Here is a 21,947-nt window from a genome sequence, read left to right on the forward strand (position 1 = left end):
TTTTCTAATCATTGACATCTATTAAAATTGGTGCTAAAATAGAAAAATCTCTTCTGAGAAAAGCCTATGATTGCCAATAAGGTAAAAATGGGCTTTAATTTTTTAAATATTTTCAATAAAATGGGGGAATATTTTTAATATGCTTTTATTTTATTTAATTCCAGCTATTTTGTTAGGATGGTCCTTAGGCTCCAACAATTCTTCCAATATATTTGGACCAGCTGTAACTTCTGGACTGGTTTCATACAAAAAAGCTATTATTGTATCTGCATTTTTTGTTTTTGTCGGTTCGGTTGTTGGAGGTATAAATGGATTAAACACCTTGGGGGCTTTGACCAATTTAAATATTGAACTACTGTCATTAGCCTTATTTTGTGCTTTTTTAGCGATGATATTTATGAGTTTCTTCGGGCTTCCCGCATCTGCTACCCAGGCTGTTGTGGGAGCTCTGATCGGTTTAAGTATTCTAAAAGGAACATTCAATTCAGCCATTTTAACAAGAATTTTCATTTCATGGATACTTACACCTATTGGTGCCTTAATCTTTGCTTTTATATTATATAGACTTTTGGCCTTAATGTTTAGAAAATTTTTGGGGATTACAGCCCAAGATAAATTCTTAAAAGTACTAACATGGCTCGCTATTTGTTATAGTGCATACTCATTAGGTGCAAACAACGTTGCAAACGTTACTGGAGTATTTGCAGACGTTTTACTTACTCCTAGCTTTTTACTTATTATAGGTGGTTTATCAATAGCAGTTGGAATTTTAACTACCAACAAAAAGGTTTTGTATACCGTAGGGAAAGGAATTGTTGAATTGGACCATTTTTCATCATCTGTATCGATTTTGGGGACAGGGGTTACCTTGTGGATCTACTCTTTAATTGGTGTCCCCGTCAGTGCTGCACAGGCTACAATAGGTGCTATTGTGGGTGTTGGAATAGCAACAGGTACTAGAACTTTTGATACAGGCACGATAATGAAAGTAATATTTGGTTGGGTAGGAACACCTATGATTTCTGGAATTATTTCTCTTATAGTATTATTTTTAATTCAATTATTATCTTAAAAAGAGGGGAGTTGCTAAACTCCCCCTTTTTTATTTTGAAAATTGTTTGTCCATTATATATTGGTCTATTCCTTGAGCGGCTTTGTGCCCGTCTGCAACTCCATGAATTACATCTGGCCCATGCACTATATCGCCACCTGCAAACAACCATGGTACACCTTCCACTTGACCGTACTCGTTTGTTTTTATCCTTCCTCTTTCTATCTTCATGTTATTTTGGATCTCTTCCGGCAGATAGCTGTAATCCGGAGCCTGTCCAACAGTCATTACCACCATATCCGCATTTATCGTAATAGTGTTACTTTCATCGTATTTTGGATTGAATCTTCCGTTTTCGTCGAATACTTCCACACATTTCCTAAATAACACACCTTTCACTTCTCCATTTTCAACTATTACCTTCACGGGACCCCATCCTGGATGGAAAATTACCCCTTCTTCTCCGCCCTCAACAATCTCGTCTTCATCAGCAGGCATCTCATCAAAGTTTCTCTCTAAACTGAGGACATGTACTTCAGATTTATTATATTCCATGTTTTGGAGTCTGAGCATGGACCTTGCAACATCCATGGCAACATTTCCTCCCCCTATTACTACAAGGGATTTCGGTATATATGGTTTTGGCCCTTCTCCTCTGACATAATTTTTCATTTCTTCTAAAATTGTCAAAGAATCAAAGACTTTTTCATGATCAGATCCTTCGATGGGAAGCTTTCTACCTTTGTTGAATCCAGTTGAAACAAATATTACATCGTTTTTTGCTTTTAATTCTTCTAAAGTGATATCCTTTCCAACTTTTGTATTCGTTATTATCTTTACTCCCAGTGATTTTATGTAATTTACATCTTGCTCAAAAGCCGTGTCTGGAAGTCTATAAGCAGGACCTCCATAATTAAGAACACCGCCTGGCCTGTTCTTTTCCTCATAAACAGTTATTTCATATCCCATTAAAGACAAGAAATAAGCTGCAGAAAGTCCGGCAGGTCCAGCTCCAACGATGGCAACCTTAGCGTTAGCCTTTTTTATAATTTCCTGATCTAAAATCTCTGGATATTTATCCTGTGGAACGTTATCCACTATATATCTTTTCAACCATCTTATGGCTATAGGTTCTCCTCTGTGACCTATGGTACAAGCTGTTTCACATCGATGAGTACAAATTCTACCGCATACCGCGGGCAAAGGATTTGTTTTATAAAGATCTTTCAAACCCGTTTGAAGATCATCTGTATATATATCCTTTATGTAATCTGCTATGTTCATATGTGCTGGACATGTCTTTTCACAAATATTACATTCCACACATCTTGAAGCCTCTTTTACAGCCTGTTCTTTTGAAAATCCTTTAACCATCTCGATGAAAGAGGCTTTTCTAATTTCTGGTGGATCAATTTCCATCTCTTCTCTTTCTAAGTCAAGTAAGTCTGAATCTTCATCTCTAACATAACCTAGTGGTTTTTTAATTCCATGGATTCCTTCCTCTGTGGGGATAAAAAAGAAGGTATTTGGATCTTTAGATATATGCACATATTCTTTGGTCATCTGTAACGAACCAGTGGTGCATATATCTACACATAAACCACAAAAGCTGCATCTTCCATAATCTATAGCAGGCCTTTGTGGTTTAGAACCTTCTACATCTGGGAGTTCTTCGAACTCTATCATAGTTATAGCATCTGTTGGACATATTTTTGAACAAGTACCGCAACCGATACATTTTTCCCAATCGTTTATATGAAAACCTCTATATCTATCCGAAGCCTCTCGAGGTGTTATTAAGATATCTTCCATAGGAACACTAACAGGCTTTTTCGTAAGGTATTTCCAGGCCCTTGATGGAGCAAAAAAGCTTTTTTCAGGTGTATTCATCATATTCACCTCTTCTTTTATTTTTTATCTGTCTATTTCTGGAGGACATACCCCCATTGTTTCCATCCAAAGCGCTGCATCCTCTATCCTCGTACCGGGCAAATATTTTTCTACCCCCAATAAACCTTGTGGATAGGATGCCCCCCTAACAGCAACTCTATAAGGTTTATCTTCTCCTTCTGAAACCATATAATAACCATATTCTCCTCTCGTGCATTCGATATGAGTGTAAACTTGACCTTTTGGAACACGCCATCTTAAGGCATTTCCACTAGATATTTTGTTCCATACTTTACCTTTTTTGGGCATTTTTTCAATTACCTGCCTTATTATTTTTATGCTCTGATAGATTTCGAGGTATTTGAAATAAACCCTTGTATATCCATCTGAATAGTTTGCGGTTGGGACATAAAATTCTACTTGGTCATACCTTGCATACGGGTCTACTTTTCTAATATCGTATGCTTCTCCCACAGCCGATCTCATACCTATTCCAGTAACTCCCAACTCCCAAACAACCTCTGCAGGTAACAACAATTTATCTTTGGTTCTTCTCTGAAAGAGGGAATTCTTGAGAATCAAATCTTCATATTCTGGAAGTCGATTTTCTAAATAATCGAGAAAACTCTTTATCTTTTCGATAGTTTCCACACTCAAATCCTTTCTTACGCCACCTGGTACGATATACATATGGTAAACTCTTGCCCCCGTTATCTCTTCAAAGATATCCAATATAAGATCTCTATCTGCGAGTCCCCAATTGGGTCCAGTGTAGAGTCCCACAGGTCCTCCTATTCCTCCAAGGGACATTAGATGATTTGCGATTCTTGCTAGCTCTAAGATTATCATCCTTATCCAATGAGCTTTTTCAGGGACTTCAATTCCTGTTAATTCCTCTATCGCCATGGCGTAAACCATCTCATTAATGTCAGGTTCTGGTACACAAATCCTTGGTATGAGCGCAAGGTTATTCATCCAAAGTCTTCTTTCCATAAGTTTTTCAAATCCTCTATGCAACATACCAGGCATAGGCCTTGCCCTGACGATAGTATCTCCATCAACATACATATGTACGCTGAAATTCCCGTGCATTCCCGGATGATTTGGTCCCAAGTATAATTTAAGTTCTTTCATTTATTCCACCTTCTTTTATGACTTCTTTCACAACGTTTTTGGAAAGTTCCACATCATACTTTCTATCAGGAAATTTACGCTTAGAATACTCTAACGGATCAAAATCTTTTCTCATAGGTGGTTTATCGTCCCATAATTCTAAGAACAACGGTTTTTCAGAATCTGAATTACCTTCAAACTTCACACCAAAGAACTCATGGATATCCCTTTCGTAGTATCTGGCACCAGGGAAAATATCTATGATGCTTATATATTCGGGGTTTTCTCTTTCTATCTTTGTTTTTACTAAAAAAGTAATCCCATTTGTCCAATTGAAGAGGACATAAACTAACTCAAATTTGTTTTCTTCAATCCAATCGACACAGGTTATCATGCTCAACTGTTTCCAACCTTTGTCCTTTAAATAGGTCAATATTGTTGGTACATTATTTTGATCAACAACTATGCTTATTTCATTTTTCTTTGGTGTTGAGAAATCTTTTATATCTAAACTTTTTTCAAGAATACTTATCAATTCTTTGGTATCATTCGTGAAATTCATCCTTTACATACACCTCCCCTAAAGAACGGATTTGGTTATTTCGATACCAATCGTAATTTTCAACATATTTTTTCCATCCATTGGCTTCACCTTTTGTTATCATGTTCTCAAGAGTTTTAAAAGTATTCATTATAGCCTCAGGCCTTGGCATACATCCGGCAAGGTAAAGATCAACTGGAAGATAATAATCTAACCTGTTGATCACTGCATAGGAATCATAGTATATTCCTCCGTTTAAAGTACAAGACCCAAAACCCACAAGATATTTTGGAGTCATCATTTGTTCATAAGTGTATATAACTCTTCTTAAAGTTTTAACGCTCAGATAACCTGTTATAAGTAGAACATCCGCTTGACGAGGCGTTGCCATAGGACCCATACCCAATCTTTCCATATCGAATCTAGCTGTCATAGTTGGCGGAAGTTCTACCGCACCACAACCTGTGCAATAATGAAGCATCCATAAAGATTTACCTCTGAAGATGTTCTTTATCTTTTCCCAAAAAGTTATAGTATCGTTTAAATCTTCTTCAAAGATGTTCATCTGTTCTATTTTCTCTTCATTTGTCATACGTTCACCCCCAGTCCTGTAAAAATTACTATCGCAGCTTGAACTAGTGATAGCACTATTGGAACTCCGTAGAAGAATGTTACAACATTCTCTATTCTAAAACGAGCCGAAACAGCATATATCAATGTAACTAAGGTATAAACAAAAAAGTATTTTATTAAGTATTCAATTAAATTTCCTCCTCCTAAAAATAGGTTCACAAACAAACCGACTTCAACTAACGTTGCAAACTCGTGTTGTAGCATCAACATACCGAAATGTTTTCCTCCATACTCAACCATAGGTCCAGAAGCTATTTCTGCTGGTGCTATGGGCGTATCAAATGGGACCTTGTTAAGCATACCAAGTAAGGATATAAAAGCTACTATAGCTCCTAAGGGCATAGTAAAAATATGCCATCCGAAAATCCCATTCATTTGTTGTACCTGTGCCAATTCACTGAGTGAAGAAGTACCATAAACGTGTATCATGCCGAATACAACTATCATAAATGGGACTTCATAAGCAACCATCTGGGTCAACGCCCTCATAATACCTATTCCTGCCCAGGCGTTTCCAGAACCGGAAGCACTCATGGCCATCCCAAGAGAACCTATTGCTAATAAATAGACAACTACAAAGAAATTATCAAGGCCATTAAAAGCCACGATATCGCCAAAAGGTAAAAACATAAAAGTGGCAATAGTTCCTCCCAAAGCCATCATCACACCAAAATCATAAATAAAACCATGTGTTATAGATGATTTTGATAGAGCTTTGAAAATATCCATAAAAGTTTGATACCATGGTGGTCCTACTCTTCTATGAACTTTAGCCGTAACTTTTCTTTGAATACCATCAAGAGATACTTGCCATAAAAATCCGATGAAAACTATCATCAAGGCTATCAAATAACTCATATTTTATCACCCCAGAAAAAGGCTATTGTTATTATCACAGAGATCCAAAACACACCTACAGAAGCGTTTGAAGAAAAGAACCAACTTCTGACAAGACGGCCAAACTCGTTTACTCTTAAAGCTATGGCATCATAAAATTTTTCCACTGATGGATGATTTTTATACAATCTTTCAAAAGGAGCGTAGTAGTTTTTGGCATAATGATAAGATTCAGGATCGTATATAAATTCGCCAGCAGTGTAAGTGTTCATTTGATCAACGGGCCGAGCATTTTTATGTGTGTAAAAAATTAAAGCCGCTATAATGAAACCTATTACGAAGACGGCTGTAATCACTAAAGAATCCCACATGCCACTAAAGGAATATATTTTTGAGCCTTCTACACTGATTGGAACAATATTCAAAGAAGCCTGAATTTTCGAAATAAATCCTAACATTTGAGAAGGAAACACACCAAAATATATTGTCAGTAAGGACATCACAAGCATAGGGATTTGCATCATAAAGGGAACTTCTTTCACATCGTTGTGTTTAGGTGATAATTGACCTAAAAATACTGTAGCAAGAGGTCTAAAAACGTACATGAAAGACCCTATACTTCCAAAAAAGGTGGCAAAAGCTATAAACATAAGTCCTTTGCTCGCTAAACCTTGAAAGATCAGCCATTTTGACGCAAATCCACTGGTGGGTGGTATCCCGGCAATGGAAATTATGGCAATCAAGTAAGCGGCAAAGGTTACAGGCATCTTTTTAATCATCCCACCCAGTTCGCTCATATTTGTGGTACCCGTTCTATAGGCTACCGCTCCGATAGTTAAAAACATAGCGGCTGATGCCATTGCATGATTGAAGATGTGCATCATTCCACCCGCGAATCCTACTTGATCTAAAAGCGAGATACCTATCAATATGTATCCTCCATTCGCGACGGTAGAATAAGCTATCAATCTTTTAGCGTCTTCTTGTTTTATTGCCATAAGGGTTCCAACTATAATGCTTATTGCTCCCAAAACCATAATTATATAATTTTCATAAGGGACACCGATTATATGAATGTGGTTAGAAAAAATCTGCGAAGTGGGTATAATTGCACTAACCAACAACGCTATAAATGCCCCCATTTTAACTAATCCTCCCGAAAGAACTGGAGAAAAAGTGTGAGGAGCGTTCCCATGGGCAATGGGGAGCCACGTGTGAAATGGGAAAATTCCTAGTTTTGCAAGTCCCGCGATAATAATTACAAAATAAGCCATTACAGCCGTATTGGGACTGCTAATTAAATTCTGTGAAATACTTTTTATATCAAAGGTTTGAAACAGTGAATATAAATACATTATTGCAAAAAACATTGAGAAAGAACCAATCGTGCTGATTGCATAATAAACTACAGAGGCCTTCCTTGATTTACCAAGGGGGATTATAAACAAAGAAGACCAAACTACCATCTCCCAAAATATAAATAACGTAAGGAAATCCTTGGCAAAGAACACCCCCAACGTAGAAACTACAGAAAACACGTAGAGCATATTGTATGAAGCCGGATTAACCATTTTTTCTACCCAATAGGGATTAAAAAAAGACACAAGAAAATAAGTTAAAACCATTATTATGGAAAAGAACCAACCATAATTAGAACTCACCAATTGCAATGAAAATCCTCCAAAAGACCAAAGGTTAAATACTGTTCCAACATCGTTCATATATCCAAACAAAAATACCAACACAAACAACGTTGAAAAAATGGTAAAGTAACTACCCAACTTTTTGTTTATCTTTGTCAAGAAAAAAGTCAAAACCGATAACAACAAACCTGTAATTAACAGAGAGTTTAACGCCATCTACATCACTCCCACTGACAAATAAGATAAGGATTCCTTCAAAGGTGTTGATACGTTCTGCACAAAATCTCCAAATAATTCTGGGTAGATTCCTCCCATAATGAATAAGAACCCAACAACTACCGCTACGACACTTATGACAAATAGCCTGTTCATCGAAAATTTGGTTGTTAATTTTTCAGTTGCTTCCTCGTGTTCTTCACCTGGTACCCATAGTTTGACTAGCATCCTTATATAATAAACACCTTCCAACAAACTTCCCAACAATATTACTAATGGAATAATCCAGTTGGTATTAAAAGCAGTGTTTATAATGTTGAATTTTGCATAAAAACCGTAGAACAAAGGAAGACCAATCAAAGACAAAGCAGAAACTGTAAATCCAAAACCTACTAGAGGATACTTTCTAAATATTCCAGCAGCTTTATCGATAGAATCACTTGAATTATTCTCATAAACGTTCGCGGTTGTAGAAAACATCACTAACTTAGCAAAGGCATTATTTATTAGTTGTAAAACAGCTGCGTACCCCCCACCTATTAAAAATAGTCCAGTAATTAATCCTGCCTGTCCAATACTTGAGAAAGTAAGTATTTCTCTCATATTCTTTGTAGCTGTGGCAGAAGCTTCGGCAAAGATAAAGGTAATGAAAGTAATTGCGATAAATATATTAAACAAAGGCCCGCTAACGGTAATTAAATTGGAAAAAAACCTTCCAAATACCAAAAAAATCGTTGATGCATAGACAGCAGAAAATAATGGGGCAGTCAAGGTGTTTACATTAGAATAAATACCTCTAACCCAACTATTAAAAGGTATAAGTTTTGCCTCAACCGCTAAACCTGAAAAAATTAAAATGGAAACTATCAGTTGAATATTTTGTGAAAGTCCTGAAAAGTGAACGGACAAATCAGACATGTTAAGACTTCCAACAACGGCATATACAATAATTATTCCAAGTAAATACAAACTAGATCCCACAGAACCTAAAACCAAATAATTAAACGTTTGATGGTACTTTCCATGTAAAGTTGATATTATATAAGCTGAAATGGTAGCTATTTCAAAGAAAACGTAGAAGTTGAATAAATCGTTAGTTAAAACCATTCCATTAAGTCCGGCTAAAGCTATTAACAACGGCAATGAATATTTACCAATTTTCCTTATTCCAATCAGAGAAGAAACAAAAAACAAAACATTAATTAATACTATCCCGAATAAAGAATAATTATCTACCAACAAGTTGATACCAAATGGTGGTTGCCAACCTCCAAGTTCGTAACTTCCTTTTTGTACAAAAAAAGCAAAGATGGTATTTAAAACCAAACCAAAAAACAAAAGAGATTTCGAAAAGTTTTTAAACATTACCCCAACGAACGCTAGAAGTAAAGGGATAACAATTAAAAGCACAGGATTAATCATCTGAACCACCTCTAATTTCGTCTATTTCGATAGACCCTTTTTCAAAGTATACTTTTCTAATAAAAGCCAAGCCTAAAGCGGTAGTTCCAAAACCGATAACAATCGCAGTTAACACCAACGCTTGAGGGAGTGGATCAACATAATTTGAAATAGATTCAAGCGTTATAATTGGTGCGTTACCACCTTTAACGTATCCAATAGATATAATGAATAAATTCAAACCTAATTCTAAAAGGTTCAGTGAAATAAGCATCTTAATCAAATTCTTCGATGAGAGTAAGCCGTAGATTCCAACAAAAAGAAGCGCTAAAAATAAATATTGAATCATTCTTCTCCCCCCTGTGTTAAAAAGTTTCCAATGATATTTGACAATTCAGAACCAACTTTTAAGCCTATCAAAACGTATAGTATAGGTGTTAATCCTGCGCTGAAAAGTTGAGCAATCTCGCCCGAAGGCAAAAAGTTGTATAAAAATGAATTAAAAGCAAAAAGCCCTATTAACCCTAAGACTATAACCAAAACTCCCGAGGTACCTTCAAGTACATTGAAGGCTTTCATCTTCTCTTTAAATTTATCATCGCTTATGTACATCAATAAAACTGATGAGGCTATCATAGCACCACCCGGGAATCCTCCACCCGGAGTTAAATGGCCATGAATGAATATATATATTCCAACGATCAATATAATGCCTGTTATAATTCGAACACCAGCTTTGAGAATGAAATTTGGTTTTACTCGAAAGATAAGCCTTTCTTTTCCTACATTTAAAAGCAAGGCTACCCCCATTGCCGAAATGAAAAGGACGGTTAATTCTCCTAAGGTGTCAAATCCTCTATAATTAACAACTACAGAAGTAACAATATTAGCCGATCCTGTTTCCGGTGAAGGTCTGGTTTCATCTACGTTCTTTTCTATATATTTTTGTGAAACGGTATTATTTAAATCTCTCTCACCGTACTTTGGAAAGAAACTTTCTGAATCGTACAGTAATGAAAAGATAAAAAAGGCTAAAGCAAACGTTAACAAAGCTGAGATAAACTTCTTCATTATTTTTCACCACTCTTTTTCATAGTCATCAATGTAAATACGAAGAGCGAGGTCATCAAACCAGAACCTATAACAGCTTGAGTTATAGCAACATCTGGAGCTTTCATGATTATGAATTCCACAACTGAGAGCAAAGACGTTATAGATAAAAAAACAATGGAATTTAACAACTTTTTCGATTCAATAGCCATCAAAGCGAAGAGGATCATTATAAAACCAATGATTACACCAATTGTTTCAATCATCTTGACTCATCTCCTCTTTTTCATACAAACCTTTTAAGTCATCTTTTTGTAATTTTGCTATTTTTGCACCATGTAAGTAGGAGGCGCGAGCTAAAACGGAACTCCCAACGGGATTAGTGATGGTCATAAAAACAACTAAGATTAGTGACTTCAAAAACCACGAAGGGTTTAAAAATCCAACTCCTAAAATTAAAGAAAACGCACCTAAAGTAGTGGCTTTTGTACCTGCCTGTATTCTATTGAAAACATCCGGCATTCTGAATATTCCCAAACCTCCCAACAGATAGAAAATTCCTCCAATAATTATTAAAACATCTCCGATCACCTTCATTTTTTCGCCTCCAAATATCTTGAAAGAACAACCGTTTCCAAAAAGGATAGCACTCCATAAACTATTGCAATATCCAAATAAATTTCATTTTTAAAAATATGTGATAGCAAAACAATAATTCCTGTGATCATAACGTTCATTGTATCCAAAGAAACGATTCTATCGGTTACTTCAGGACCAATTATCATTCTCAAGACAGAAAAAAATACACCTATTCCAATCAAACTAAACACGATAATTTCGATCATTTGTATATCCTCCCCAAAATTTTTTCGAAAGTCCCCGTCACGTACTTTTTGTAATCTTCTTCGTTTTTACCCTTTATATCTATCCAATGAATGTATAGGTTTTCTTCATCGGCATCTATTGCTAGTGTTCCAGGGGTTAAAGTAATGGAATTAGCTAAAGTTAACTTGCCAACATTTCCCTTCAAATCAACAGGGATTTTCACAAAACCTGGGTTTAAAGGTATTTTTGGTGTCAAAACCCTCCTTGCAACATCGATATTTGATAAAAACATTTTGTACACAAAAACAGGTACGTATACAACCACAAATAAAGGTAGTTTGTAAACAACAGAAAGATCTAATTCATAATCCACAAGACCTGAAATGACTCCTGCTAAAACAATTGAAACTAACAACCCTACGATCAATTCAGAAAGGTTAAAAGAAGTCAAAAACAGCCAAATTACTAGAAGAACAACAAAAGTCGAAACAAATTTCTTCACAACAATCCCTCCACTTTATATAGTTTGTGAAAAAAACCTCATACTGGATAAGCCGAAAAATTTTATTCCTATACATTATACCAGTAAGAGGTATAATTTCAAAATCGAAAAACAACCTTCTAATCGGCTATAATCGTACTTAATTACCTTTAATTACCCCTAAACGCTAATTTTCTATGGTATTAATTTTTTATGGTATAATTGAATGTGCAATTTCTCATATCTTCTTTTAAGTATTGATCACCTTCCAGGGGGTACTATTGAAAGGAGGAACAAGAAATGGAGAGAAGAATGTTGGGTAAAACCCAAGAAGAACTCTCTATAATAGGTTTGGATTTGGAAAAGCTTTTGGTAAGTGAGGATACTTACGAAATTAAAAGGTTTTTAGAAAAGTTTATTCTAGGTGGTGTAAACTTTTTTGAAATTTCTCCTACATTCGAACCTAAAGACGTGACGGCCATTTTTCCAATAAATCTGTATAGGGATAAACTTTTTATTGCAGGCAGATCTTACTCCAAAAGCAGTGATGAGATACAACAGGACATAAAAGAACTCTTAGCTAAATTCAATCTTCAATATTTAGATTTGATTCAAATTATTGTAAATACTCAAGAAGGTATTCATAGAATTCTAGGACCTGAAGGCGCTCTGGAGGGGTTCTTTGCCGCTAAAAATTTGGGCTTAGTAAAGTACATAGGTTTTTCAACAAACAAAGAAAGAATAGCCTTAAAACTTTTAGAAAGTTACGATTTTGATTCGATTACCTTCCCCTTAGACTGGATGAACTGGTACACTGGTTATGGAAGAAAAGTAATTTCCAAAGCCAAGGAAAAAGGTACTGGCATAATAAGCAAACAAAGTCTTATAAAAAAGATAACGAAGGTAAATTCAGAAAAAGGTATATCGGACCTTCTTTATATCCCTTCTGAAAGTTATGAAGAAGTTAAGACAACGATAAGATTTTCTCTTACTAAGCCAATAACCTCTATCTTATGTTCTAGCCACATTAACCTTTTAGAATGGTTAATACAAGCAGCAGACGAATTCACACCGCTTGATATTCAAGAAGAGGAAAATTTGCGAAAAAGCTGTGAAGAGCTTGGAAAAGTGTTCAATCCTAAAAACATTTGAGGAGAAGTGGCATGTCTGTATCAATAATTGGAGGAATAAATATAGATTTTAAAGGATCCTCTTACCAAAAATTATCTCTAAAGACTTCAAACCCTGGACGTATTTTTTATTCCTCTGGTGGTGTATCTAGGAACGTTGCACACAATTTATGCAAATTAGAAGTGCCTGTTAATTTGTTTGGCGTAGTTGGGAACGATGTATTTGGTGAAATAATTTTAGCTGAACTAAATACCCTAAAGATAAATACTAATTTTATCAAGATTTCTGATAATTACCGTACTGGAGTTTACCTTGCAATTTTAGACCAAAAAAAAGATATGTTGGTTTCCATTTCAGACATGGAAATTATTAAAGAGATAAATGTAAATTATATAGAAAAACATAAAGATACATTACTCCATTCAAAAATAGTCTTTCTTGAAGCAAATTTAGAACCCCAGGTAATAGAATATACACTTAAAATACTTGAAAATACCGATGTTTACACAGTTTTTAACGCAGTATCAAATCAAAAGGTAAAAAAATTAAAAAATATAATTGGAAAAATAGATTATCTAACTCTCAACTTTTCAGAACTGAAATCCTTAATTGAGCAAGAAAACTTGAATTTTTCAGATTATAAAAGTATCCAGAAGATTTTTTCTGAAGAATTCCCCAATATTTTTAATTTAATCATAACAAACGGAGAAGAGGGGGTTCTCTTTTTCAACAATCAACTTAAAAAAACAGAGTTCTTTTCTGTAGAGAAAGTTAAAGATTCCGAAATAATCGATGCTAATGGTGCCGGAGATGCTTTCACCTCAGGATTTATCTACGGTATTTACAACGATGCTGATATAGAAAAAAGCATTGAATACGGAATAAAAGCCGCTCGAATTACCCTAAAAAGTCCAAAAACAGTAGCAGATGAGTTATCTTGCAAAATTTTTGAGGTGAGGAGCGAAGCTAGGGACCACAGGTCCCTTCCTTAGAAGGGCAGGCTGCGGGGCGAAGGGTAACGACCTTTTATCCTAATGGGCGGGGAGCGGGGCAAAGGGCAACGACCTTTTATCCTAATGGGCGGGGAGCGGGGCAAAGGGTAACGACCTTTTATCCTAATGGGCGGGGAGCGGGGCGAAGGGGCGCTAAATTAAGTTCCTAAAACAATAAAATAACAACAACTTTTGGAGGAAAACTAATATGAATACAACCCCATATTTAGAAATAAAAGAAGAAATCTACCAAGCTATGAAAGAAAACAAAGCTATAGTTGCCTTGGAATCAACTATCATTTCACATGGAATGCCTTACCCACAAAATGTTGAAGTGGCAAAAAATGTAGAAGAAATAATAAGAGAAAGGGGAGCAGTTCCAGCAACTATCGCAATAATAGATGGTACAATGAAAGTAGGATTATCAGAAGAAGAGATAGAGTTTATGGCTATTTCTAAAAACATATTGAAAGCAAGTAGAATGGATCTCCCTATTATCCTTGCAAAAGGTTTTAACGCCGCTACAACGGTTGCAGCAACCATGATAATAGCTGAACTAGCTGGAATAAAGGTTTTTGTAACAGGAGGAATAGGCGGTGTACATAGAAACGCTCAAGAAACGTTCGATATTTCTGCAGATCTCCAAGAGCTTGCAAAAACAAACGTTGCGGTGATATCTGCTGGACCTAAAGCTATATTAGATCTTCAATTAACCAAAGAATATCTCGAAACTTTCGGTGTTCCAGTGATCGGCTATCAAACGGACGAACTTCCATGCTTTTTTTCGAGGGAAAGTGGGATAAATGTACCTTATAGAGTAGAAACCCCAAAAGAAATTGCACATATAATGAAGGCAAAGTGGGACTTGGGTTTACAAGGAGGTATCTTTATTGCAAATCCTATTCCAAAAGATTACTCAATGGATTTTAAAGAAATAAATAAAACAATAGACAACGCAATAGAAGAGGCTAAAAAACAAAAAATAAAGGGTAAAGAATTAACCCCCTTTCTACTTTCAAAAATAAACGAATTAACAAAAGGGGAAAGTTTAAAAGCAAATATCGAATTAGTCTACAACAACGCCAAGCTTGGTGCAGAAATAGCTAAGGAGTTTATCATCTTATCTTAGGGGAAAGGAATGATGTATTTGAAAGAGAAACCCATCAAAAGAGTTGCGGCAATTCATGACCTTTCTGGGTTTGGAAAAGCTTCTTTAACCGTTGTAATTCCTATATTGTCTTCTATGAAGATTCAAGTCTGTCCAATTCCCACCGCAATACTATCAACGCATACCGGAGGATTTAAGGATTATACTTTTATCGATCTAACAGACAATATGAAAGACATCATGGCACATTGGAAAAAATTAGACCTAAGTTTTGATGCAATTTATAGTGGTTTTTTAGGTTCAGAAAAACAAATTGATATTGTAATGGAATTTATACAATATTTTTCACAGAAAAATGAAACACTTGTAGTCGTTGATCCAGTAATGGGGGATGATGGGAAACTTTATGCTACCATTACAGAAGGCATGGTCAAAGAGATGAAAAAATTAATTTCCAAATCTCATGTGATAACCCCAAATTTTACAGAAGCCTGTTTTCTTTTGGATGAGAAGTACGATCAAAATATTAGTGAAGAAATGTTGAAAAGCTGGTTAAAACGTTTGTCAGACATGGGCCCAGAAGTCGTTATTATAACAAGTGTTCCTGATGAATCTAAATCGAAAATAGGGGTATTAGCTTATGAAAGGACAAATAATAGGTTTTGGAAAATCACCAATAATTACATAAGAGCTTTATATCCTGGTACAGGGGACTCGTTTGCAAGTGTTATCGTTGGTAGTCTTTTAAACGGAGACAGTGTACCGATGGCAATAGACAGGGCTACTCAATTCGTGTCTACGTGTTTAAAAGCTAGTTATGGTTATAAATACCCACAGAGGGAAGGCATACTTTTAGAAAAAGTGCTTGACACTTTGAACGCCCCGACACTTTTACAAAGCTATGAGATTTTTTAAAAGATATTTTGTTGTATAATATTAGAAAGCAAAAGGTTGGTGCTTAAAAGTTATGAATTTATCGGTGTATTCAGAAATCGGAAAATTAGAAAAAATCCTTCTACACAGACCGGGAAAAGAGTTAGAAAATTTATCTCCTCATTATCTTTCTGATCTGTTATTTGACGACATTCCTTTTTTGTATAAAGCTCAAGAAGAACATGATTACTTTGCAAATGTTTTGAGAGACAACGGTGTAGAAGTTTTATATCTTACTGAATTGTTGACAGAAACGCTTAATGATTTGGATTTAAAAGAAAAATTTGTTGAAGAGTTTTTACAATTCTCAGAAATATACAATAGCTTCATTTATGCTCTTTTAAAAGATTATTTGTTTTCCCTAGATACCAAAGAAATGGTAAATACTATAATATCAGGTATACGTTCTGATGAACTAGAAATAAACAGGAACATCTTCTCCTTGAGGGTTAGAAGAGCGGATATAGAATTACCTTTTTTCCTTCCTCCCATGCCAAACCTATATTTTCAAAGGGATCCTGTGGCGATTTTGGGAAAAGGTGCCTGTGTGAACAGAATGAAAACCTCAGCAAGAAGAAGAGAAGTCATGCTTATGGAATATGTCATAAAATACAACAAAAAATTTGAGGGCACCCCATTGTATTACGAGAAAGATTACCCTTATCCAATAGAGGGCGGAGATATCTTAGTGTTAAGCGAAAAAGTTTTAGCAGTCGGCATTTCTCAAAGAACTTCACCAGAAGCTGTCGAAATCCTCGCTAAGAAGTTTCTCAAAGAAAATAAAGATACCTTTGAGAAGATAATTGCATTTATAATACCTGATAATAGGGCTTATATGCATTTAGATACCATATTCACAATGGTTGACTACGATAAATTTCTAGTGCATGCAAATTTAAGAGAAGATATAGATACTTTTATTATTACAAAGTCTAAAGAGGGATTCGATTTTTACGAGGAAGAAGAAAGTTTAGAAAACATATTAAAAAAACATCTTAATTTAGATCATGTTGAAATTATTAAATGTGGAAATGCTGATATAATTGCATCACACAGGGAGCAATGGAATGATGGCTCCAACAGTTTGGCAATAGAACCCGGAAAGGTTATTACCTACGACCGAAATTACATCACCAACAGAGAATTAGAAAAATCGGGGATAGAAGTTTTAACCATACCGTCCAGTGAATTATCTAGAGGAAGGGGAGGCCCTAGGTGCGCTAGTATGCCACTTATAAGGAGGAGATGCCCTTGAGGAAAAAAGTTTTGATAATGGGAGCAGCAGGTAGAGATTTTCATAATTTCAACGTTTATTATCGCGATAATCCTGACTACGAAGTTGTTTGTTTCACAGCCACACAAATTCCTGATATCGAAGGAAGGCTTTACCCCAAAGAACTCGCTGGAGAGTTGTATCCCAATGGGATACCCATAGAATCAGAAGCAAATCTAGTCAATCTTATCAAAGAAAACAACATCGACGAAGTGGTTTTATCCTACAGCGATTTGCCTTTTTCATACGTAATGGAAAAGGCTTCTTTAGTACTCGCGAGTGGAGCAGATTTTAAACTTCTGGGCCCGAATAATTCTATGTTGAAATCCAAAAAACCTATTATCTCGATTTGTGCCGTTAGAACCGGTTCAGGGAAAAGTCAAACAACGAGGAGAGTTTTGGATATTCTAAAAAATAAAGGTTTGAAAGTAGTTTCAATCAGACACCCAATGCCATATGGAAACCTGGTAAAGCAAAAGGTACAAAGGTTTGCCACTTACAAAGATCTAGATAAACACGAATGTACAATTGAAGAAAGAGAGGAGTATGAACCTCATATAGATAGGAACTCTGTTATCTATGCAGGTGTTGATTATGAAGAGATATTGAGACAGGCGGAAGAAGAAAATCCCGATGTTATATTATGGGATGGGGGAAACAACGATTTTTCATTCTATAAACCTGATTTGTCTATCGTTGTAGTCGATCCACACAGAGCCGGTCATGAAGTATCCTATTTCCCTGGAATGACGAATCTTATTATGGCAGATGTTCTAGTTATCAATAAAGAAGAAACAGCAACATTGGAAGGCATTGAAAAAGTAAGAGCAAATATAGAAAAGTGGAATCCAAACGCTACAGTTATTGATGCCGCATCTCCTTTATTCGTTAAAAATCCTTCTATTATAAGAGGGAAGAGATGCCTTGTTATTGAAGATGGGCCAACTTTAACTCACGGAGAAATGACCTATGGTGCTGGTTCCATAGCTGCTAAAAAATTTGGAGCCTCTGAAATAATTGATCCAAGGCCTTATGCAGTTGGTTCAATAGTAAATACTTACAAGAAATACACCCATCTTGATAAGATACTTCCTGCGATGGGTTATGGAAAAAAACAGATAAAAGAACTAGAAGAAAGCATAAATAAATCCGATGCCGAAGTTGTGGTTATAGGTACACCAATTGATCTAACAAGGATTATGGACATAAAAAAACCTACAGTTAGGGTAACTTACGAGTTACAAGAAATCGGTAAACCCGATTTGGAAGAAGTTTTAAGTGATTTTTTAGCCAACAAATAAAATGTGGGGGGATGCTCATTTAGAGCATCTCTCATTGATGTTTTTCAATTTCTAAATTATTTAAGGAATTCGCAGGTTGGAGGTGCGTTTTGTGGCAAATGTGTATGTTGGAGGAAAAAGAAAAAGAGGCAGAAGAATATGGCTTATTTTGATAATAATTATCGCTATAATCGTGGCTTTTTTAGGATTCATGTTTTATAGATACAACCAGTTCGTCAACAATCCTGTAGCCACATCCAACAAGATAACCTATACGGTATCTTATGACAATGAGTTATATTTTATAAGGGTTCTGAACGACAACAGGAAGATAATGATAGTTAAAGTAGAGGATGGAACTACCTTTCCGGAGTCTTATATTACTTTATCTTCTGAAAATTTAGATAAAGTTACAAATGATTTTTTGGAGTTGTTTGATCTTAACTCGAATTTTAATTACTATTTCTACCTAAATGATGAAGTTGCCAACGAGTTTATAAGCAAATTAGGTGGCAGCAACTTAAAAGGTATCGATGGAGTTTTTGACGCTTTGAAGAATAGTGAGATGAGATTTTGGCAAGTTTTCGGTTTGGGGGGGTACGTGGATATAGTAAAAAATTACGATAGGTCCACAAATTTGGACGAAGAAGGGGTTTATGCCCTCATTAATGGCTTTTCAAAGTATTCTATTACCAATTACGATAAATTAACAGTTCCACTCCTTTTAAATGAACCTCTTCAAATCAATATAGCAAATCAAACAATCGAACGAAAATACGCCAATGTAGATGCTTTTGAAAGGATCAAAGAGATCGTGGAGTGATTATTATTTGAAAATACATATTTTAAGAATTTTATCTTTTATCTTTCTGATTTTTTTGATACTCAGTTTTATAATACCTTTAGGTAAGAATATTCAATTAGATCGATCCCCCATAGAATTTCCTTACTATTTTTTGGTTCTAGGAAGAGATGAAAATATTGAAAGTTCAACCAGAACAGATGTGATAATCTTAGGGGGAATCGATAAAGGGAAGATCATTTTTCTACCCATACCAAGAGATCTTTTGATTAGCATCGACCAAACTGAAAGAAGAATTAACTCTGTTTATCAAATTTACGGTATAGACAGGCTCAAAGAAGAGGTTGAAAAATTAAGCGGTGTTCAGATTTCAGATTACATAATTTTTGATTATTCTATATTTAAAAGTATTGGTGACTTATTTGCTCCAATAGATATATACATAGAATCTGATATGAGTTATTCAGATTATCACCAAAATTTACATATAGATTTTAAAAAAGGGTATAATAAGTTAAATGGTGAAGAATTGTTGTATTATGTGAGGTACCGAGATACATCCGGTGATTTAGGAAGAATAGAACGTCAAAAAAATGCTGTATTGGCTTTATTGAACGAAGTCAAATCGGCTGGCATAAATAAACTCCTTGAAGCAGTAAATATAGGTTTATCTGACACCATTAATTCTTTTGAAATTAAAGATCTTCTTTTCCTGTATAACCAAGTGAAAAATGCCCAGATGGAATTTATCTCATTTCCCTATCTAATCAAAGATAGTTATGTAGTTGTTGATGAAAGTAAAATATCCCAAATTCAATACAAGTTGAAAACCTTTGAAACATATTCTGATCAAAGCAACGATAAATCAAAAATACTCATCACCAAAAATTTTTCCAGCAAGTTGTATAATTTTTATACCTATGTTTTTGACGTATGGAAAAAACCGGGATATCAGATTAAGGTTCTGGATGAAACCTTTGATGATTTAAGTGACCAGTATTCATATGTTTTTTTTAGGAACGTTGAAGAAGAAACTAAGGAAAAGATAAAGGCAGATTTGAAAGAAACATTCGGAACAAATTTCATAGAAATAGAAGATAAGTACAAATATTTTCAGTTAATAGATTTTATTTCAGAAAATTTGATTGATCCAACAGATTACGACGCAGTGGTGGTTCTTAATGAAAGGTGGTAAAAGAAATAGTCCGGTTTTCCTTCTGACTATTTCTTTTTTCACAAGGTCGAAAAAAAACTTTAAATTCTCTCTCATCGCTATGATAATAGGAGTATGGGGTATCATAGTAGTTACCTCAATAATAAATGGTTTCGATAGCTTATTAATAGATTCAATAACTAATTTTTATCCTCATCTCGTTGTTAGAGGAAATTATGCTCAAAACTCATCAGAAATAGACAAAATTGTAAATTTTAACATCATCCCTGTTGCGGTTATAAACCAATCTAAAATTGCCTTCTCTCAACTTATGGAATTGGATGATCTATCAATTTATGAAGGATTTGTAAATGAGGAAAGCAGTACCGAAGGCCTTATATTAGGAAATAAATTAGCGAATAATCTTAATGTTGAAATTGGTGATACCATAATAACTGTGAGAACAAAAGGCCTATTGCCGATTTTCCAAGAAAGTATTGTTACAGGAATATTCGATTCTGGGGTATATTCGTACGATTCAACCTTCATATTGTCTCAAAATTCGAATTCAAAAGAGTATACTGGTATTTTTTTAAAAAATCCAAATAAGGCTCAACAATTTAAAGAAAAATATCTTTCTGGTTACTCTGCCCTCACTTGGGAAGAGTCCAACGAAACTTTGGCTAAGGCTGTCCAGTTTGATAGCTTGATAGCTTTTACGATAACTTTTTTCATTCTGCTGATTTCTGGATTCAGTATATCAAACTCTGTTTCTTTCTCTGTCTTTACTAGAAAGAAAGAGATAGCTATTTTAAGGGCTCTTGGTTTTCAAAGAAGACAAGTATCTACTGTTTTTATCTTAGAAACTTTTTTAATATCTCTAGTAGGATTTGTACTTGGAGTTATCGCGGGCATTTTAACATGCTGGTTTCTAATTATTTTAAAGATACCATTACCCGAGGGACTATTTTATGTGGAATATTTACCCATTAAGATAACAGCCAGCTCTTTTTTGATAGCCTTTTTAATAAACAGCTTTGTATCTATTTTTTTTAGTTATATCGCATCAAGACGAGCAGCGAGCTTAAATATCGTAGAATCTTTAAAGGAAGAATGAAGGGAGATTTTAATTTGGCGGAAAAAGCATTTGTGATGATAAAACCCAACGCGGTTAAAAGAGGACTAATTGGTGAAATAATCAAAAGATATGAGCAAAAAGGTCTAAAAGTAGTTGCTATGAAAATGATAAAGATGAAAAAAGAACAAGCTGAAGAGCTCTACAAAGTACACCAAGGTAAGGATTTTTATCAACCTTTGATAGAATTCATATTATCAGGACCTGTGGTCGTTATGATTTTAGAAGGTCCAAGAGTTATTGAAGCTGTTAGAAGCATAAACGGTGAAACAGATCCTCTAAAAGCTCAAGCAGGAAGTATTCGTGGAGAATTTGGGATAAGTGTCAGAAAAAATATTGTACATGCTTCAGATTCGGTTCAAAGTGCGGAACAAGAGTGGGGAATTTTCTTTGAAGAAAATGAGATTTTTGAATATCTATGTGGTTTTGAAAACGAATTGTAATTTTTGAAGAGGTGAG

24 protein-coding genes are annotated in these 21,947 nt (G+C 35.0%); 11 read left to right on the forward strand and 13 right to left on the reverse strand.

The window, feature by feature from the left end; translation table 11 throughout:
- Window positions 1-139 precede the first annotated feature (139 nt).
- Window positions 140-1,072: an anion permease gene (locus ACW9JY_RS02560; RefSeq protein ID WP_457283268.1), complete on the forward strand. Its 933-nt coding sequence runs from the start codon at window positions 140-142 to the stop codon at window positions 1,070-1,072.
- A 30-nt stretch (window positions 1,073-1,102) separates the two neighbouring features.
- On the opposite strand, the gene ACW9JY_RS02565 is transcribed toward ACW9JY_RS02560, so the two are convergent.
- The 13 genes from ACW9JY_RS02565 to ACW9JY_RS02625 are packed head-to-tail and all read right to left on the reverse strand — an operon-like array spanning window position 1,103 to window position 11,702.
- Entirely contained in the window at window positions 1,103-2,941 is a 1,839-nt protein-coding gene (locus tag ACW9JY_RS02565) for an FAD-dependent oxidoreductase (protein ID WP_457283351.1), read from the reverse strand.
- A gap of 24 nt (window positions 2,942-2,965) precedes the next feature.
- Entirely contained in the window at window positions 2,966-4,075 is a 1,110-nt protein-coding gene (locus ACW9JY_RS02570; RefSeq protein ID WP_457283269.1) for an NADH-quinone oxidoreductase subunit D, read from the reverse strand.
- Window positions 4,062-4,616 carry an NADH-quinone oxidoreductase subunit C gene (locus ACW9JY_RS02575; protein ID WP_457283270.1) on the reverse strand — a complete coding sequence of 185 codons (555 nt, stop codon included), beginning with the start codon at window positions 4,614-4,616 and terminating at the stop codon, window positions 4,062-4,064. The genes ACW9JY_RS02570 and ACW9JY_RS02575 overlap by 14 nt, the downstream gene beginning before the upstream one ends.
- Window positions 4,600-5,160, reverse strand: coding sequence for an NADH-quinone oxidoreductase subunit NuoB (locus tag ACW9JY_RS02580; protein ID WP_103064976.1), 561 nt, complete (start codon window positions 5,158-5,160; stop codon window positions 4,600-4,602). The genes ACW9JY_RS02575 and ACW9JY_RS02580 overlap by 17 nt, the downstream gene beginning before the upstream one ends.
- Window positions 5,161-5,183: 23 nt before the next feature.
- Window positions 5,184-6,086 (reverse strand): respiratory chain complex I subunit 1 family protein, encoded by a 903-nt coding sequence (locus ACW9JY_RS02585; protein ID WP_457283271.1) that lies wholly within the window; start codon window positions 6,084-6,086, stop codon window positions 5,184-5,186.
- Window positions 6,083-7,924: a proton-conducting transporter transmembrane domain-containing protein gene (locus ACW9JY_RS02590; RefSeq protein WP_457283272.1), complete on the reverse strand. Its 1,842-nt coding sequence runs from the start codon at window positions 7,922-7,924 to the stop codon at window positions 6,083-6,085. The genes ACW9JY_RS02585 and ACW9JY_RS02590 overlap by 4 nt, the downstream gene beginning before the upstream one ends.
- A complete protein-coding gene (locus tag ACW9JY_RS02595; RefSeq protein WP_457283273.1) occupies window positions 7,925-9,346 on the reverse strand; it encodes a complex I subunit 5 family protein in 1,422 nt (473 codons plus the stop codon).
- Window positions 9,339-9,674 carry a sodium:proton antiporter gene (locus tag ACW9JY_RS02600; protein WP_457283274.1) on the reverse strand — a complete coding sequence of 112 codons (336 nt, stop codon included), beginning with the start codon at window positions 9,672-9,674 and terminating at the stop codon, window positions 9,339-9,341. The genes ACW9JY_RS02595 and ACW9JY_RS02600 overlap by 8 nt, the downstream gene beginning before the upstream one ends.
- A complete protein-coding gene (locus tag ACW9JY_RS02605) occupies window positions 9,671-10,396 on the reverse strand; it encodes a Na(+)/H(+) antiporter subunit B (RefSeq protein WP_457283275.1) in 726 nt (241 codons plus the stop codon). The genes ACW9JY_RS02600 and ACW9JY_RS02605 overlap by 4 nt, the downstream gene beginning before the upstream one ends.
- Window positions 10,396-10,641, reverse strand: coding sequence for a Na(+)/H(+) antiporter subunit B (locus ACW9JY_RS02610; RefSeq protein ID WP_103077342.1), 246 nt, complete (start codon window positions 10,639-10,641; stop codon window positions 10,396-10,398). Before ACW9JY_RS02610 ends, ACW9JY_RS02605 begins: the two co-directional genes overlap by 1 nt.
- Window positions 10,634-10,972 carry a monovalent cation/H(+) antiporter subunit G gene (gene mnhG / locus ACW9JY_RS02615; protein ID WP_103079413.1) on the reverse strand — a complete coding sequence of 113 codons (339 nt, stop codon included), beginning with the start codon at window positions 10,970-10,972 and terminating at the stop codon, window positions 10,634-10,636. Before mnhG ends, ACW9JY_RS02610 begins: the two co-directional genes overlap by 8 nt.
- Entirely contained in the window at window positions 10,969-11,220 is a 252-nt protein-coding gene (locus ACW9JY_RS02620; protein ID WP_103079414.1) for a monovalent cation/H+ antiporter complex subunit F, read from the reverse strand. Before ACW9JY_RS02620 ends, mnhG begins: the two co-directional genes overlap by 4 nt.
- Window positions 11,217-11,702: a Na+/H+ antiporter subunit E gene (locus ACW9JY_RS02625; protein WP_103079415.1), complete on the reverse strand. Its 486-nt coding sequence runs from the start codon at window positions 11,700-11,702 to the stop codon at window positions 11,217-11,219. Before ACW9JY_RS02625 ends, ACW9JY_RS02620 begins: the two co-directional genes overlap by 4 nt.
- A 279-nt stretch (window positions 11,703-11,981) precedes the next feature.
- On the opposite strand from ACW9JY_RS02625, the gene ACW9JY_RS02630 reads away from it, so the two are divergent.
- From ACW9JY_RS02630 to ndk, 10 genes are all read left to right on the forward strand, one after another.
- Entirely contained in the window at window positions 11,982-12,833 is an 852-nt protein-coding gene (locus ACW9JY_RS02630; protein WP_103079416.1) for an aldo-keto reductase family protein, read from the forward strand.
- An 11-nt stretch (window positions 12,834-12,844) separates the two neighbouring features.
- Complete coding sequence (locus tag ACW9JY_RS02635) at window positions 12,845-13,804, forward strand: carbohydrate kinase family protein (protein WP_457283276.1); 960 nt, start codon at window positions 12,845-12,847, stop codon at window positions 13,802-13,804.
- 208 nt (window positions 13,805-14,012) lie between these two features.
- On the forward strand, window positions 14,013-14,933 hold the full coding sequence (locus ACW9JY_RS02640; protein ID WP_103077348.1) for a pseudouridine-5'-phosphate glycosidase: 921 nt from the start codon (window positions 14,013-14,015) through the stop codon (window positions 14,931-14,933).
- Window positions 14,934-14,945: 12 nt separating this feature from the next.
- Entirely contained in the window at window positions 14,946-15,827 is an 882-nt protein-coding gene (locus ACW9JY_RS02645) for a pyridoxamine kinase (protein ID WP_457283352.1), read from the forward strand.
- 52 nt (window positions 15,828-15,879) lie between these two features.
- Window positions 15,880-17,100, forward strand: coding sequence for an arginine deiminase (locus ACW9JY_RS02650; RefSeq protein ID WP_457283277.1), 1,221 nt, complete (start codon window positions 15,880-15,882; stop codon window positions 17,098-17,100).
- Window positions 17,091-18,419, forward strand: a complete 1,329-nt coding sequence (locus tag ACW9JY_RS02655; RefSeq protein WP_457283278.1) for a cyclic 2,3-diphosphoglycerate synthase — start codon at window positions 17,091-17,093, stop codon at window positions 18,417-18,419. The genes ACW9JY_RS02650 and ACW9JY_RS02655 overlap by 10 nt, the downstream gene beginning before the upstream one ends.
- A gap of 91 nt (window positions 18,420-18,510) precedes the next feature.
- Window positions 18,511-19,221, forward strand: a complete 711-nt coding sequence (locus ACW9JY_RS02660) for a hypothetical protein (RefSeq protein ID WP_457283279.1) — start codon at window positions 18,511-18,513, stop codon at window positions 19,219-19,221.
- A gap of 7 nt (window positions 19,222-19,228) precedes the next feature.
- Window positions 19,229-20,395 carry an LCP family protein gene (locus ACW9JY_RS02665; protein ID WP_457283280.1) on the forward strand — a complete coding sequence of 389 codons (1,167 nt, stop codon included), beginning with the start codon at window positions 19,229-19,231 and terminating at the stop codon, window positions 20,393-20,395.
- A complete protein-coding gene (locus ACW9JY_RS02670) occupies window positions 20,382-21,470 on the forward strand; it encodes an ABC transporter permease (protein ID WP_457283281.1) in 1,089 nt (362 codons plus the stop codon). The genes ACW9JY_RS02665 and ACW9JY_RS02670 overlap by 14 nt, the downstream gene beginning before the upstream one ends.
- Entirely contained in the window at window positions 21,467-21,931 is a 465-nt protein-coding gene (gene ndk, locus ACW9JY_RS02675; RefSeq protein WP_457283282.1) for a nucleoside-diphosphate kinase, read from the forward strand. Before ACW9JY_RS02670 ends, ndk begins: the two co-directional genes overlap by 4 nt.
- Window positions 21,932-21,947 lie beyond the last annotated feature (16 nt).

The sequence above is a fragment of the Petrotoga sp. DB-2 genome, from assembly GCF_054051725.1.

Excerpts from the sequence above, each read along its gene's own strand:
- ACW9JY_RS02670 (WP_457283281.1), top strand. The coding sequence starts at position 20,382 with ATGAAAGGTGGTAAAAGAAATAGTCCGGTTTTCCTTCTGACTATTTCT.
- ACW9JY_RS02630 (WP_103079416.1), top strand. The coding sequence starts at position 11,982 with ATGGAGAGAAGAATGTTGGGTAAAACCCAAGAAGAACTCTCTATAATA.
- ACW9JY_RS02585 (WP_457283271.1), bottom strand. The coding sequence starts at position 6,086 with ATGAGTTATTTGATAGCCTTGATGATAGTTTTCATCGGATTTTTATGG.
- ACW9JY_RS02610 (WP_103077342.1), bottom strand. The coding sequence starts at position 10,641 with ATGATTGAAACAATTGGTGTAATCATTGGTTTTATAATGATCCTCTTC.
- ACW9JY_RS02565 (WP_457283351.1), bottom strand. The coding sequence starts at position 2,941 with ATGAATACACCTGAAAAAAGCTTTTTTGCTCCATCAAGGGCCTGGAAA.
- ACW9JY_RS02570 (WP_457283269.1), bottom strand. The coding sequence starts at position 4,075 with ATGAAAGAACTTAAATTATACTTGGGACCAAATCATCCGGGAATGCAC.
- ACW9JY_RS02655 (WP_457283278.1), top strand. The coding sequence starts at position 17,091 with ATGCCCTTGAGGAAAAAAGTTTTGATAATGGGAGCAGCAGGTAGAGAT.
- ACW9JY_RS02575 (WP_457283270.1), bottom strand. The coding sequence starts at position 4,616 with ATGAATTTCACGAATGATACCAAAGAATTGATAAGTATTCTTGAAAAA.
- ACW9JY_RS02600 (WP_457283274.1), bottom strand. The coding sequence starts at position 9,674 with ATGATTCAATATTTATTTTTAGCGCTTCTTTTTGTTGGAATCTACGGC.
- ACW9JY_RS02650 (WP_457283277.1), top strand. The coding sequence starts at position 15,880 with ATGAATTTATCGGTGTATTCAGAAATCGGAAAATTAGAAAAAATCCTT.
- ACW9JY_RS02580 (WP_103064976.1), bottom strand. The coding sequence starts at position 5,160 with ATGAACATCTTTGAAGAAGATTTAAACGATACTATAACTTTTTGGGAA.
- ACW9JY_RS02620 (WP_103079414.1), bottom strand. The coding sequence starts at position 11,220 with ATGATCGAAATTATCGTGTTTAGTTTGATTGGAATAGGTGTATTTTTT.
- ACW9JY_RS02640 (WP_103077348.1), top strand. The coding sequence starts at position 14,013 with ATGAATACAACCCCATATTTAGAAATAAAAGAAGAAATCTACCAAGCT.
- ACW9JY_RS02605 (WP_457283275.1), bottom strand. The coding sequence starts at position 10,396 with ATGAAGAAGTTTATCTCAGCTTTGTTAACGTTTGCTTTAGCCTTTTTT.
- ACW9JY_RS02645 (WP_457283352.1), top strand. The coding sequence starts at position 14,946 with ATGTATTTGAAAGAGAAACCCATCAAAAGAGTTGCGGCAATTCATGAC.
- ACW9JY_RS02595 (WP_457283273.1), bottom strand. The coding sequence starts at position 9,346 with ATGATTAATCCTGTGCTTTTAATTGTTATCCCTTTACTTCTAGCGTTC.
- mnhG (WP_103079413.1), bottom strand. The coding sequence starts at position 10,972 with ATGAAGGTGATCGGAGATGTTTTAATAATTATTGGAGGAATTTTCTAT.
- ACW9JY_RS02560 (WP_457283268.1), top strand. The coding sequence starts at position 140 with ATGCTTTTATTTTATTTAATTCCAGCTATTTTGTTAGGATGGTCCTTA.
- ACW9JY_RS02635 (WP_457283276.1), top strand. The coding sequence starts at position 12,845 with ATGTCTGTATCAATAATTGGAGGAATAAATATAGATTTTAAAGGATCC.
- ACW9JY_RS02590 (WP_457283272.1), bottom strand. The coding sequence starts at position 7,924 with ATGGCGTTAAACTCTCTGTTAATTACAGGTTTGTTGTTATCGGTTTTG.
- ndk (WP_457283282.1), top strand. The coding sequence starts at position 21,467 with ATGAAGGGAGATTTTAATTTGGCGGAAAAAGCATTTGTGATGATAAAA.